Raw genomic sequence first — 13,148 nt, forward strand, 5'->3', positions numbered from 1 at the left:
TCAGCCGCGGCGGTGCACCAGCGGGCGCCACCAGTCCTGGTGGTCCCGGTACCAGCGCACGACGTCCGCGAGCCCCTCGTCGAACCCCGTCAGGGGCTCGTGGCCGATGGCCCGGATCTTTCCGCTGTCCAGCGCGTACCGCCGGTCGTGCCCCGGCCGGTCGGGTACGTGCTCGACCATCTCCCATCCGACGCCGAAGGCGTCCAGGATGCGGCGGGTGAGGTCGAGGTTGCTCAGCTCGACGCCGCCGCCGATGTTGTAGACCTCGCCGGGCTCCCCCTTGTCCAGCACGAGCTGGACGCCCCGGCAGTGGTCGTCCACGTGCAGCCACTCCCGCACGTTGCCGCCGTCGCCGTACAACGGCACGGGACGCCCGTCGATCAGGTTGGTGACGAACAGCGGGAGGACCTTCTCCGGATACTGGTACGGCCCGTAGTTGTTGGAGCACCTGGTCACCCGGACGTCCATCCCGTACGTGCGGTGGTAGGCGCGGCAGAGCAGGTCGGCCCCGGCCTTGGCGGCCGAGTAGGGCGAGTTCGGCAGCAGCGGCTCCGCCTCCGTCCACGTCCCCTCGTCGACCGAGCCGTACACCTCGTCGGTGGACACCTGGACGAACGTGCGCACGCCCGCCTCCAGGGCGGCCTGCAGCAGCCGCTGCGTGCCCAGCACGTTGGTCGTCACGAAGTCGCCCGCGCCGCTGATCGACCGGTCGACGTGGGTCTCGGCGGCGAAGTTCACGACCACGTCGTGCCCGGGGACCAGCTTGCGCAGCAGCGCCGCGTCGCAGACGTCGCCGCGCGCGAACGTGAAGGCGGGGCTGGTCTCCACCGGGGCGAGGTTGGCCGGGTTGCCGGCGTAGGTGAGCTTGTCCAGCACCGTGACCCGGGCGTCCTCGTACCCGGGGTAGGCGCCCGACAGCAGCGAGCGGACGTAGTGGGAGCCGATGAAGCCGGCCGCGCCGGCGACGAGGATCTTCACGCGCGCACCTGCACCTTGCTGTGGTCTCCGATCATGAGCTGGTAGGCGTTGGGCACCCCGGTCGCCTTCGTGACCTCCGCGCTGCGGCCGATCAGCGAGTGGGTCATGCCCCGGACGCCCCGGATGGCCGAGTCGGCCAGCACGATGCTGTAGTCCACCTCGGCGTCCTCGATCACGCAACCCTCGCCGATCGAGGTGTACGGCCCGACGTACGAACCGATGATCTTGGTGTCGGCGCCGATCACCACCGGGCCGCGGATGACCGAGCCCTCCACCACGGCGCCGGGGGCGATCACCACCCGCCCGGTCACCTCCGAAAGCCCGTCCACGGTCCCCGCCACGCCGGGCTCGACCGCCTCCAGCACGATGCGGTTGCACTCCAGCATGTCCTGCAGGCGGCCGGTGTCGCGCCAGTAGCCGGTGACGAAGTGGGACCGCACGCGGTGCCCGGTGTCGATGAGCCACTTGATCGCGTCGGTGATCTCCAGCTCGCCCCGCGCGGACGGCCCGATCGCGCGTACGGCCTCGTGGATCGCGGGCGAGAACGTGTAGACCCCGACGATCGCGAGGTCGCTGCGCGGGTGCTCGGGCTTTTCCTCCAGCGCGACGATCTCCCCGTCCGGCCCGAGTTCGGCCACCCCGTAGAACTGCGGCTCGGCCACCCGGGTGAGCAGGATGCGGGCGTCGCACTCCTCGGCGCGGAAGGCGTCGACCAGGCCGCGGATGCCGCCGACCAGGAAGTTGTCGCCCAGGTACATGACGAACCGCTCGCCGGCCAGGAACTCCCGCGCGACGAGGACGCAGTGTGCCAGCCCGAGCGGAGCCTCCTGGGGGATGTAGGTGACGTCGAGCCCGAACGCGGATCCGTCGCCGACGGCCGCACGGACCTCCCGGCCCGTGTCGCCGACGATGATCCCCACGTCGGTGATGCCGGCGCCCCTGATCGCCTCCAGTCCGTAGAAGAGCACGGGCTTGTTGGCGACGGGGACGAGCTGCTTGGCCGAGGTGTGGGTCAGCGGGCGCAGCCTCGTGCCCTTGCCGCCCGCCAGAACGAGTGCCTTCACCGCTGTCCGCGTCCTTCCCCGGCATCCGGTGGGCGGCTCACCGCGGCTCACCGCGGAGCAGCGAGTAGAGGACCTGGTCATGCCAGCCGCCGTCACGCCACTGGGCCCGCCGCAGGACGCCCTCACGCACGAATCCGATCTTCTCCACCGCGCGCTGCTCGCCGATGTTGGCCACGTCGGCGAAGCACTGGAGGCGCTCGGCCCGGGTGTGCGCGAACAGGTAGTCCGCCAGCAGACGCTGTGCCTCGGTGCCGATGCCGCGGTTGCGGAAACCCGTGAAGACGCAGATTCCGATCGTCCAGCACCAGCACGTCGTCTCGGGTCCCCAGGCCGTCTTCCACCAGGCCACCCATCCGGCGGTGTCCCCGCCGGACTCGACGGCCAGCCGCCCGTAGTCGTCGCCGAGCAGTCCGTCGTCCGCGAACCGGCGGCGCAGCGCCCCGGAGTGGCGATGTCCGTACCACTGGAATTCGCCCCGCGCCTCGGGCGTCGCCCGTTCCGCTTCGAAAACGTCGAGGTCCGCCTCGCGGACCGGCCTCAATGTGACGTCCATGATCTCCCCTCGCATGCGGGAGCCGCGCGGAAGGAACGGAATGTCCGGCGCCTTTTCTCCCGGGCGGGGCCGCGGGAATTCCATCCGGCCGCCCGCCAGTCGCCAATGCTATGCGCGGATCCGCGCGAAGCCGGCGGGCCACATTGCGAACAAGCGTGAAAGGTGCGGATCGGGTTTCTCAATATCCCGCAAATTCGGATGTGCGGCACGAGGAGGCCGGCAGCCGCTCATCACAATGACGCCATGACCAACGTATCCGTTGTGATTCCCTGCTACCGATCCGCCCGGACGCTGCCGGCCCTGGTGGAGCGCCTTCTCGCCGTTCTGCCCACCGCCGCGGACCTCTTCGAGGTCGTGCTCGTCGTGGACGGCTCGCCCGACGACACGTGGGAGGTGGCCCAGGGCCTCGCCGAGCGGCACGGCAGCGTCCGCGCCGTGCTGCTGGCCCGCAACTACGGGCAGCACAACGCCCTGGTCGCGGGCATCCGCTGCGCGCGCTACGAGGTCATGGTGACGATGGACGACGACCTGCAGCATCCGCCGGAGGAGATCCCCCGGCTCCTGACGGGCCTGGAGCCCGGCCTCGACATCGTGTACGGCGTGCCGACCGGCGGAACGCACGGACGAATTCGCGATTTCGCCTCCAAATCCCTGAAGTGCGGGCTTTCCGGGCGGTTCGGCGCGGAAAACGGCGGGGACATCTCCGCGTTCCGCGCCTTCCGGAGTTTTCTGCGGGAGTCGCTGGACGGGGTCGGAGGGCCGCACACACAGATCGACATCGCCTTCTCCTGGGCGACCACCCGGGTCGGCAGCGTGCAGGTGCGGATGGACAGCCGGCTCGCCGGCCGCTCCAACTACACGCCCGCGATGCTCGTCCGCCACGCGATCGGCGTGTTCGTCGGGTACAGCACGCTCCCGCTGCGCCTGGTGACCTATTTCGGCCTGCTGACCGGGGCGTTCGGCATCGTCCTGCTGACGGTCTTCCTCTGGACGTACTGGTCGGGCGACAGCACCGTCAAGGGCTTCACCTCGACCGCGTCGATGATCGCGTTGTTCGCGTCCGCCCAGATGATCGCGCTCGGCATCATCGGGGAGTATCTCGGCAGGATCCACGTCGAGAGGATGGGACGCCCCACCTACATCGTCCGCAGCCGGGCCGAGAGCGGTGCGGCGCAGCCGATGACGGTGACGGGCGGCCCGGAGGGGTGGAGCGCGTGAAGCGGGTCGCCGTCGTGCAGTCGAACTACATCCCCTGGAAGGGGTACTTCGACCTGATCGCGCACGTCGACGAGTTCATCCTGTTCGACGACGTGCAGTACACCGACAGGGACTGGCGCAACCGCAACCTGGTCAAGACGGCCGCCGGTCCGAAGTGGCTGTCCGTCCCGGTGCGGCGGGGCCCGCGCGGCCGCCTGATCAACGAGGTGGTCGCGAGCGACCCGGACTGGCCCCGCGCGCACTGGCTGCTGCTCGCGCAGACCTACCGTAAGGCCCCCTGCTTCGAGGCGGTCGCGCCGGCGATCGAACGGCTCTACCTCGGCTGCCGCCACGACCGGCTTTCGGACATCAACCGGCACTTCCTCGAAGGGCTGCTCGACGTGCTCGGCATCCCGGCGCACCTGACCCGCGCCGAGGACTACGCCGCGACGGGCGCCAGGACCGAGCGGCTCGTGGACCTGTGCCGCAAGGCGGGCGCCGACGAGTACCTCACCGGCCCGGCCGCCCGCGCCTACCTGGACGAGAGCCTTTTCGACCGGGCCGGGATCGCGGTCCGGTGGTTCGACTACTCCGGCTATCCGGAGTATCCGCAGGCGCATCCGCCGTTCGACCACCACGTCAGCGTCCTCGACCTGATCTTCAACACCGGGCCGGCCGCCGCCGGACATCTCAAGAGCGCTCAGGGCCGCGCCGCCGGGCCGGCGATCTCGTAGACGGCGAAGTCCCCGGAGCGCAGGCGCGGGGCGGCCACGCTCCCGAGGTCCGTGCCTGGGGCCGTCAGCCGCTCGTCCACGAACAGCCAGCGCACCCCGTAACGGTCACGCACCGACCGGACCGCCCGCGCCCAGGGCGCGGCGAACAGCGCCTCGTTCGCCCGGAGCCGCTCGCGGTCCCAGAACGGCTGGTTCCAGAGCACCCGACCCGGACTCCACCGGTCCAGGTTCGCCGTCGCGTACGCCCATCCCTCGACGAGCACCCGCCGCTCGGTCAGCGCCGACACCCAGGCCGCGCGGCTGTCGCAGGGGCCGTCGACGCCGAGACGGCAGTGCAGGTTCGTCGCGACGACGTCGCCGGGGCGGGAATGGTCGCGCAGCCACCTCGCGGCGGTGACGATGCCCCGCGGCATCGCCTGGGCCCGTACCGCGCGGTCGGCGTCCTCCGCCGCGACCACCGGGGCCTTGTACGTCACCGGAAGGACCCGGGTGAACCAGGCGGCCGGCGCGGCGAACGCCGAGGTCACCACGAGCGTGAGAGCGAACGGGGGCAGCGTGCCGCGCCGCGCGGCGACCAGCGCGACCGCCGTCAGCGCCACGAAGACCAGCAGGGCCGCGTACGGCAGGGCGAGCACGCCGAGCGGCTCGCCGTCGGGCAGCGGGACCCGCACGTCGCACAGGATCCGGATGCAGTAGGCGGCGACGGCTCCGGCGACGGCGGCGCACACGAGGGACAGCGGCGACGTCCCCGACCCGTGCAGGACGGTGACGAGCCCGTAGACCGAGACGATCGCCAGGTAGGGATAGGGCGCCTGGAGAAAGTAGATCTCCGACAGGCCGGGATGCCCGAACCAGAGCGCCACGCCCAGCCCGGCCAGGCTCATGCCGAGGGTCAGCACGACGGCGGGCCGACCGAGCGCCCGGGGCCGGGTGAGCAGGCCGAGCGTCCCGCACCATGCGACGGCTCCGGACAGGACGCACAGGAGGGTGAGCCCGAGGACCGTGGCCACCGGCCCCGCGAGCGGCTTCCCGTCGCCGGTCACGCCGCCCCACGTCACGCGCATCAGGGACAGCGGGGCGGCCGTCGTTCCCCCGCGCACCCCGCCGTACAGGACGAACTGGGCGAAGAGCAGGCAGGCCGCGCTCATGCCCAGCGCGACCAGGGCCGGGCCGTCCGGGCGTCGGCGCCGCACCGTCCCGGCGACGGCCACCGCCACCAGGCCCGCCGTGAGCAGGGGCAGGTATGTCGCCTTGGCCCCCATGACGGAGGCCAGGAAGATCCCGAGCAGGAGCCACTCGCGCGGGTTCCGCCGCCGGTTCTCCAGCGGCCGCCCGTTCTCCAGCAGATCGCTCAGCAGGAGGAAGACCGGGACGAACAGCAGCGCGCCGAAGGTCTGCGTGGGGCTCGACCAGGACTGGACCGGTTTCCAGACCAGCGCCCCGCCGACCGGGCCGATGTAGAGGTTCGGCGCCGCGACGAGGAAGACGGCGGCCAGGGCGGCCAGGGCTCCGGCCCGCGACCCGATCACGCGCCGGGCGGCCATGCCCAGCAGGACCACGAGCGCGGCGATCATCGGCAGCATGCCGAGGCGGAACAGCAGGACCAGCGGCTCCACGCCGGTCACCCAGCTCGCCGCCGCGTAGTGGGCGTAGACGAACCAGTGGTACGGCAGGGGCTCCCCGGCGACGATCGGCATCGTCGGGGGCACGTGGTGCCGCAGCTCGCCGATGAACGCCAGGTGGAGGGGCATGTCGGGGTACGACGCCCCGAGCGCCGGCCAGGCGAGGGCCTGCGTGCGGAAGAAGTTGACCGCGCTCCAGACCACCAGGTAGGCGACGACGAGGGCCAGCGACCAGGACCACCAGATCGGCGACCGGGCCGTGGCGGGGGCGCTTCGCCAGTGCCGCCGCAGGCGGGGCACGAGGAGGAAGGCCGCGTACGTCGTGACCGGCCAGGCGAGGACGAGCAGCGGCGCCCCCACGGCCCTGGCCGCGATGTAGGCGAACACCTCCAGCGCGTATCCGAGGGCCAGCCCGAGCGCGACCTCCTCGCCCCGGGAGCGGTCACCCCGGTAGAGGGCGCGGACCAGCAGCGTTCCCGGGATCGCGAGACAGACGAGGACGTAGCCGCAGAAACGGGCCGTGTCGGAGACGCGGACACCGTAGCGGCTCAGCGCGGCCGCCGTCAGCGCGAGCACCACGACGGCCGGCACCCATCTCACCGGCATTCGTCTCACCGGCGCGGCCGGCATCGGTGCCTGCGGGGATTTCACCCGGCTCCGGGTCCGCGGACCTCCCCCGGTCGCGCCCGTGACCGAATCGAACAGTGCTTTCTCATCCGGTCGGGACGGGCCCGTCGCAGGGATCTCCCGAGGCGAGGTGTCAGCCATGCGTGCGATTCTCGCGGCGGCGGCCGCGCGCATTCGCCCGCGACCTCGTTCCGGGCGGAGTCCTTGACATTCTTTTGCGCGGGACCCGTTCTCCCGGCAGCCGTCACGAAAACACGGGACGGTGCGCCCGCACGACCAGGGTGACACCCGGAAGCGATTTGACGGGCAGATATCTCTCCGCCGCGACCACGGCGCCCAGCCCCAGGTTGACCAGGCGCGGCACGTCCGTGACGTCGGAGCCGCCGATGCGCTTCCTGCGCCAGGCCACGATCGGCCGCATCAGCACGTTCCAGCTCCACATGCGGTCGACGACCAGCCCGGCCCCGCGCAGCAGCGCGGCCAGCTCCTCCCGGGCGTACCGGCGGAAGTGGAAGGAGGCCACGTCGTGCGCCGACCACAGGGCCATGTCGCACGGGACGGTGATCAGCGCCCGGCCACCCGGCCGCAGCACCCGCACCAGCTCGCGGGCGGCCGTGTGGTCGTCCTCGATGTGCTCCAGCACGTCGAACGCGAGCACGAGACCGAAGGACTCACCAGGCAGCGGCAGGTCGCACGCGTCGGCGTGGATCGCCCGCAGTCCCCGCCGCAAGGCCAGCTCGACCGCGGTCTCGGAGTAGTCGGCCGCCAGCGCGTCCCACCCGTGCTCGACCAGCACACGGGTGTTGCCGCCGCCCGCGGCGCCGATGTCGAGTGCCCTGCCGGGCGGCCCGAGCCGCCGCAGCTCCCGGGCGAGCATGGCGCGCCGCTCCCGATACCACCAGTGCCGGTCCTCCAGCTCGACCGTACGGCGGATGTCCGTGGCCTCCATGGCATCCTTCCCTAGTGATCAGTTCTTACGGCGGGACGGAAACGTCCAGAGTCTGTGCACCACGTAGCCCAGCGGCACGTTCACGACGATGACCAGTGCCTGCGCCACCATGATCGGAATCCCGGCCAGCTCCACCAGGAGTGGAACGCCGGTGACCGACGCGGCCAGGAAGCCCAGCCCGACGGTGTAGAACCGCAGGTGGCCCAGCACCCAGGACGATCCGGACACGCGGAAGACCATCAGCCGGTACCACGGGTAGACGACGACCGAGGCGACGAACTGGCTGGTCACGAGCAGGACGGGGTACGGGACCCGGTGCCCGAGCGCGGCCAGTTGGACGCCGAGGACCGCGTAGTACACCCCGGCCGACAGCGCGCCGCTGCCCAGGTAGAGCACGCGCCGCCGGTCGAGCGCCGCGGACAGGACCCGCCGCGCGAGGTGACGGCGCCCTGCGGGCCGGCCGCCTCCGGCGTCCGCGCCGCACCGGTCGGCGGAGGGCGGGACCGGCTGGGGAGCGTGTCCCGGACCTGGACTTCGGGCAGGTCCCCGAGCGGATTCCGGCGCGAGCCCGGCCGTGTTCGGGCGCACCGTCATCGCACCTCGTAGCCGCGCACCGCGTCGACGACACGGGCCGCTCCGGCCTCGCCGAGGCCCGCGAACAGCGGCAGCCGTACGAGCCGGTCGGCGACGTTCTCGGTGACCGGGCAGCCGCCGGGGGCGGTCCTGCCGTGCCGCGGACCGGCCGGGGAGCTGTGCAGCGGCTGGTAGTGGAACGCCGCCTGCACGCCGTGCGCCGCGAGATGGGCGATGAACGCCTGCCGGTTGCGCAGGTCGGGCAGGAGCAGGTGGTAGAGGTGGGCGGGGTGCGCGCGGTCGGCGGGGACCGCCGGCTGCGCCACCCCGTTCTCGGCCGCCCAGTCCGCCAGGCCCTCGTGATAGCCGTGCCACACCGCCTGACGCAGTCGCTGGATCGCGTCGAACGACTCCAGTTGCGCGGTCAGCATGGCCGCGAGGACGTCCGAGGGCAGATAGCTCGACCCGATGTCGACCCACTGATACTTGTCGACCTGTCCCCGGAAGAACCGGCTGCGGTCGGTGCCCTTCTCGCGGACGATCTCGGCGCGCGCGGCGAGGACGGCGTCGTTGACGAGCAGGGCGCCCCCCTCCCCGCACTGCACGTTCTTCGTCGCGTGGAAGCTCTGCGTCGCCATGAGCCCGAACGACCCGAGGGGCCGGTCGCGGTAGAACCCGCCCAGCCCGTGCGCGTTGTCCTCGATCAGGGCGAGGCCGTGCCGTCGCGCCACCGCGCCGATCGCGTCCATCTCGCAGCCCACCCCGGCGTAGTGGACGACCACCACGGCCCTGGTCCGCCCGGTGATCGCGGCCTCGATCAGGCGCTCGTCGATGTTCAGGGTGTCGGGCCGGCAGTCCACGAACACCGGCACCGCCCCGCGCAGCGCGTAGGCGTTGGCGGTCGACACGAACGTGAACGAGGGCATGAGGACCTCGTCGCCGGGCCGCAGGTCCAGCAGGATCGCCGACATCTCCAGGGCGTGCGTGCACGAGGTCGTCAGCAGTGCGCGGCCGGCGCCGGTCAGTTCGCACAGGAGCCGGCCGGCCCGCTCGGTGAACGGCCCGTCCCCGCAGGTGAAGCCTTGGCGCACCGCCTCCGCGAGGTAGGCGAGCTCGTTGTCCGCCACGTGGGTCCGGTTGAAGGGGACGGCCTTCAGGCTCGTTGTGCTCACCGCCGTAGTGAACAACGCCCCCGCGTCCCCACCCCGCCGCCGCCGCGCGTGGCTGGCGAATCATGGCGCAACCCTTACGGCGGGGGCGGGGGCGGGGCGGGACAGGCCGGGCTATCGCGCGGTGACGACCTGCACCACCTCGTTCGAGGTGCTGGGTGCGAAGCGCACCCACGCCTCGGCCTGCGCCGTGAGACCGCCGAGGTAGACGGCGGTGATGTGGTGCTCCCCCACCGACAGCGCCGAGGTCGTGAACGTGGCGGGCGTGTCGGCGCCGGTCTGCGTGCCCGAGCCGATGACGACGCCCTCGTCCTTGAAAACCACCCTCCCGGCGGGCGCCAGCGAGCCGCTGCGGGGGCGGACCCGCGCGGTGAACGTGACCGGGAACTTCGCCCGGGAGGGGTTCGGCGAGGAGGTCAGCTGAGTCGTGGTGCCGGGGTCGAACGGCAGCGTGACGCGGGTCGGCGGCGGGACGATCGCATCGACCTCGTTCGCGCGGTCGATTCCGTTGTCCGCCTCGGTGGTGCCCTCGATCGTGACCGTGTTGTCGAGGAGGAGGGTCCGGCCGTCGATGACGGCGCCCTCCGTGACCTTGATCGAGCCGCGGGCCAGGACGGTGCCGCGGAAGGTGGAGTACGTCCCGAGGACGGCGCCCTCGGTGGCCTGCCAGAAGACGTTGTCCGCCTGCGCTCCGCCCATCAGCATGATGTTGCTGACCCTGGCCGTGGTCAGCGTGGCCGCGCGGAAGACGAAGACCGCGTCCGGGTTCCCTCCGGCGTCGACGGTGAGCGTCCCGTCGATGCGGAACGTCCCGTCCGCCGAGTCGTAGACGCCGGGGGTCCTGCGGGTGCCGCCGAGCTCGGCGGGCACGGTGACGGCGGGGCCCCGAGCCGAGATGTCGTCGTACGCGGCGGTCGCGTCGGCCATCACCTGCGCCGCCTCGGCGTCGCCGGCGTGGACGTCCCCCTCGATCACGCCCGGCGGGAAACCGGTGACGGCGGTGCCGGGGCTGACGTCGACGTCCCCGGTTATCAGAGTCGCGTTCGCGCTGATGACCGTGCCCGCCGCGAGCACCGCGGTGTGCTCGGCGGCGCCGAGGTCCACCGGGGGCTGGTCGGCGCTCGCGCGGCCGTCCGTCACGACGAGGACGCCCGCTATCAGGGCCGCGACGAGGGCCCCGGCAAGGGCCGCGTACAACCACACCGCGGTGGCGCCGCGTGGGAGAAACCGGCGGTGACCGGCGACTGCCGCCATGAGAGGACTCCTCCTTCTCGGGGATCCGGCCCTGCCGCGTGGCCGGCCCGGATGGGACGATCGGCGGGTCGCGGTGGCCTGCCCGCGCGTAAGCATTGGGTAAGGGACCGGCAGGGGCACGGCCGGACACCGGGCCGGGGCGTTTCGTTGCCCGTTCTTTGCCCGGCGCCGGCCGTTCGTTCAGCTCTGCTGGAACACGACGTCGACCCAGTAGTTCGACGCGCGGAAGGTGCTGGACGGGAAGGTGTCGGTCGGACTGTAGGCGTACACCCCGTTGCCGCCCGACGTGCCGTCGGCGGGCGCTGTCAGCGGCCCGTTGGTGTACGCGGAGGTGAAGTACGGCCTGGTCACCGAGTAGCGCCCCGAGGTGTGGTACGAGACCACGTAGGTGGCGCCCGCGGTGATGGCGACGGGGTTGGGGAAGTCGGCCTGCTGCCATCCGGAGGCGGTCTCGTTCGTGAAGGTCGCGGTCGCCAGCTGCGTGCCGCCGGAGGTCCACAGGCTGCCGATGTGGGTGCCGGTGTTCAGCGGGCCCTTGTAGAACCGGACGCCGGTGACCAGGCCGGCGGTCGCGGCGATGAACTTCACGCCGAGCACCGCGTCCTGGGTGTCGGGCTGGTTGGCGACCGCGGGGGTCGCGGTGTTGTCCCAGAGCGTCTGCGCGGGGGTGAACATCACATCGACCCAGTAGTTCGACGCCCGGTAGCTGCTGGTCGGGAAGGTGTCGGTGGCGCTGTAGGCGTACACGCCGTTGCCGCCCGAGGGACCGTCGGCGGGCGCGGTGAGCGGGCCGTTGGTGTACGCGGAGGTGAAGTAGGGCCGGTTCAGCGCGTAGAAGCCGGACGTGGTGTGGTACGAGGCGATGTACGTGGTGCCGGAGCTGATGGCGACGGGGTTGGGGAAGTCCATCCGCTGCCAGCCGGTCGCGGTCTCGTTGGTGAAGGTCACGGTGGCGAGCTTCTGGCCGTCGGCCGTCCATAAGCTGCCGGTGTGGGTGCCGGTGTTCTGCGGGCCCTTGTAGAACCGGATGCCGGTGACGACGCCGTCCACCGCCGACTGGAACTTCACGCCGACCACCACGGCCTGCGGGTCGTTGCGCGACGCCTGGTCGGGAGTCGCGCTGTCACTCCACAGGCCGACGCTCGACACGCTCTGCACCAGCTCGGGTGAGGTGCTCGGGGCGAAGTGGATGACCGCCTCGCCGTCGAAGGTGTCGCCGCCGAGGTAGACGGCCGTGATGCGGTGCTGCCCGGCGGCGAGGCTCGACGTGGTGAGCCTGGCGGGATGCCCGTCGTCGTGGTAGTCCGTGCCGATGACCGTCGTCCCGTCCTTGAACGCCACGTAGCCCGCGGGGACGATCGAACCCGACTGCGCCTGGACGTTGGCCGTGAAGGTCACCGCGTCCCCCGTGTTCGACGGGTTGAGCGAGGAGGTCAGGCTCGTGGTCGTGGGCGGGTTGTTCGGCACCGTGACGCGGGTGGCCGGAAGGCCCATGGTGCCCTGCAGGCCAATCGTGTTGTTCAGCGAGAACAGCCGTCCGTACACCGCGGCGCCCGAGCTCACCGACACCGCGCCGGAGGCGAGCACGTTCCCGCGGAAGGTGCAGAACGTGCCCAGCGACGCGGTGCCCGTGAGCTGCCAGTACACGTTGTCCTCCTGGGCGCCGTTCACCAGGGCGATGTTGCTCACGTTGGCGGCGGTGAGGGTGGTGCCCCGGAAGACGAAGACGGCGTCGGGATCGGCCTGCGCGTCGAGCGTGAGCGTGCCGTTGATGGTGAAGGGTCCGCCGGTGGAGTCGTAGACCCCGGGGGTCCGGGTCGTCCCGCCGAGGGCGGGTGGGATCGTGGCGTTCGAGGACATGGCCGTGATGGCGTTGTACGCGCCGGTCACGTCGGCCTTCGCGCCGGCGGCGGCGGCGCCGGTCCGGATGGAGCCGCTCACGGTGCCCGGCGGGAAGCCGGTCACCGTGGTCCCGGGGCTGACCCCGAGGTCTCCGGTGATCGAGGTGAGGTTGGTGTTCGTCACCGACGTCCCCGCCAGCACCGCGTAGGTGTCCGCGTCGCCGATCGTCAGGGACGGGCCGGCGCTCGCGCCGCCGGGGATCGCGACCCCCGGTGCGAGCATGGCGAACAGGGTCGTGAGAAGGGCCGAGAGGCGGCGCCGGACGGTTCCGCCCGCGCCGGGACGGCGTCCGCGACCCGTCTTCCGTACGGCGGGCTCCCGCCCGCGTTTCATAGCATTTGCATTCATTTCCTGACCTTTCTCGCACAATCGGACGAATGCCACATAATCATGCACGTCGCAGGAGGAATTTCTATGCGAACCGACTCAGGGAGCCGAGAGACGCGACACGCAAACGATGACGCGAGGAAGGCCGCCGCGGAATGGATGATTGCCGCGCGGATGAACAGGATCTATACGCGGGCGG

General features: G+C 71.7%; 11 protein-coding genes. 2 read left to right on the top strand and 9 right to left on the bottom strand.

Annotation, left to right across the window (positions count from 1 at the left end; translation table 11 throughout):
• From rfbB to Mam01_RS12650, 3 genes are read right to left on the bottom strand one after another with little or no spacing between them, the layout of a single operon-like run.
• On the bottom strand, nt 1-978 hold the full coding sequence (rfbB, locus tag Mam01_RS12640) for a dTDP-glucose 4,6-dehydratase (RefSeq protein ID WP_204285544.1): 978 nt from the start codon (nt 976-978) through the stop codon (nt 1-3).
• Nucleotides 975-2,042: a glucose-1-phosphate thymidylyltransferase gene (locus Mam01_RS12645; protein WP_204285545.1), complete on the bottom strand. Its 1,068-nt coding sequence runs from the start codon at nt 2,040-2,042 to the stop codon at nt 975-977. Before Mam01_RS12645 ends, rfbB begins: the two co-directional genes overlap by 4 nt.
• Before the next feature lie 37 nt (nt 2,043-2,079).
• Nucleotides 2,080-2,595, bottom strand: a complete 516-nt coding sequence (locus tag Mam01_RS12650; RefSeq protein ID WP_239101255.1) for a GNAT family N-acetyltransferase — start codon at nt 2,593-2,595, stop codon at nt 2,080-2,082.
• 198 nt (nt 2,596-2,793) lie between these two features.
• Between Mam01_RS12650 and Mam01_RS12655 the strand changes: the two genes are divergently transcribed.
• A complete protein-coding gene (locus tag Mam01_RS12655) occupies nt 2,794-3,813 on the top strand; it encodes a glycosyltransferase family 2 protein (RefSeq protein WP_507762927.1) in 1,020 nt (339 codons plus the stop codon).
• Nucleotides 3,810-4,526, top strand: a complete 717-nt coding sequence (locus Mam01_RS12660; protein WP_204285547.1) for a WbqC family protein — start codon at nt 3,810-3,812, stop codon at nt 4,524-4,526. Before Mam01_RS12655 ends, Mam01_RS12660 begins: the two co-directional genes overlap by 4 nt.
• On the opposite strand, the gene Mam01_RS12665 is transcribed toward Mam01_RS12660, so the two are convergent.
• The 6 genes from Mam01_RS12665 to Mam01_RS12690 form a co-directional block, all read right to left on the bottom strand.
• Nucleotides 4,493-6,754: a hypothetical protein gene (locus Mam01_RS12665; protein WP_204285548.1), complete on the bottom strand. Its 2,262-nt coding sequence runs from the start codon at nt 6,752-6,754 to the stop codon at nt 4,493-4,495. The two genes, Mam01_RS12660 and Mam01_RS12665, sit on opposite strands and share 34 nt — an antisense overlap.
• Before the next feature lie 265 nt (nt 6,755-7,019).
• A complete protein-coding gene (locus Mam01_RS12670) occupies nt 7,020-7,724 on the bottom strand; it encodes a class I SAM-dependent methyltransferase (protein ID WP_204285549.1) in 705 nt (234 codons plus the stop codon).
• Between the two features lie 18 nt (nt 7,725-7,742).
• On the bottom strand, nt 7,743-8,318 hold the full coding sequence (locus tag Mam01_RS12675) for a GtrA family protein (RefSeq protein ID WP_204285550.1): 576 nt from the start codon (nt 8,316-8,318) through the stop codon (nt 7,743-7,745).
• Nucleotides 8,315-9,469, bottom strand: coding sequence for a dTDP-4-amino-4,6-dideoxygalactose transaminase (gene rffA / locus Mam01_RS12680; RefSeq protein WP_239101256.1), 1,155 nt, complete (start codon nt 9,467-9,469; stop codon nt 8,315-8,317). Before rffA ends, Mam01_RS12675 begins: the two co-directional genes overlap by 4 nt.
• Nucleotides 9,470-9,580: 111 nt before the next feature.
• Nucleotides 9,581-10,720, bottom strand: coding sequence for an ice-binding family protein (locus Mam01_RS12685; RefSeq protein WP_204285552.1), 1,140 nt, complete (start codon nt 10,718-10,720; stop codon nt 9,581-9,583).
• 180 nt (nt 10,721-10,900) lie between these two features.
• Nucleotides 10,901-12,844: a DUF4082 domain-containing protein gene (locus Mam01_RS12690; RefSeq protein WP_204285553.1), complete on the bottom strand. Its 1,944-nt coding sequence runs from the start codon at nt 12,842-12,844 to the stop codon at nt 10,901-10,903.
• Between the last annotated feature and the right edge of the window lie 304 nt (nt 12,845-13,148).

The organism is Microbispora amethystogenes (assembly GCF_016863015.1).
Classification (GTDB): domain Bacteria; phylum Actinomycetota; class Actinomycetes; order Streptosporangiales; family Streptosporangiaceae; genus Microbispora; species Microbispora amethystogenes.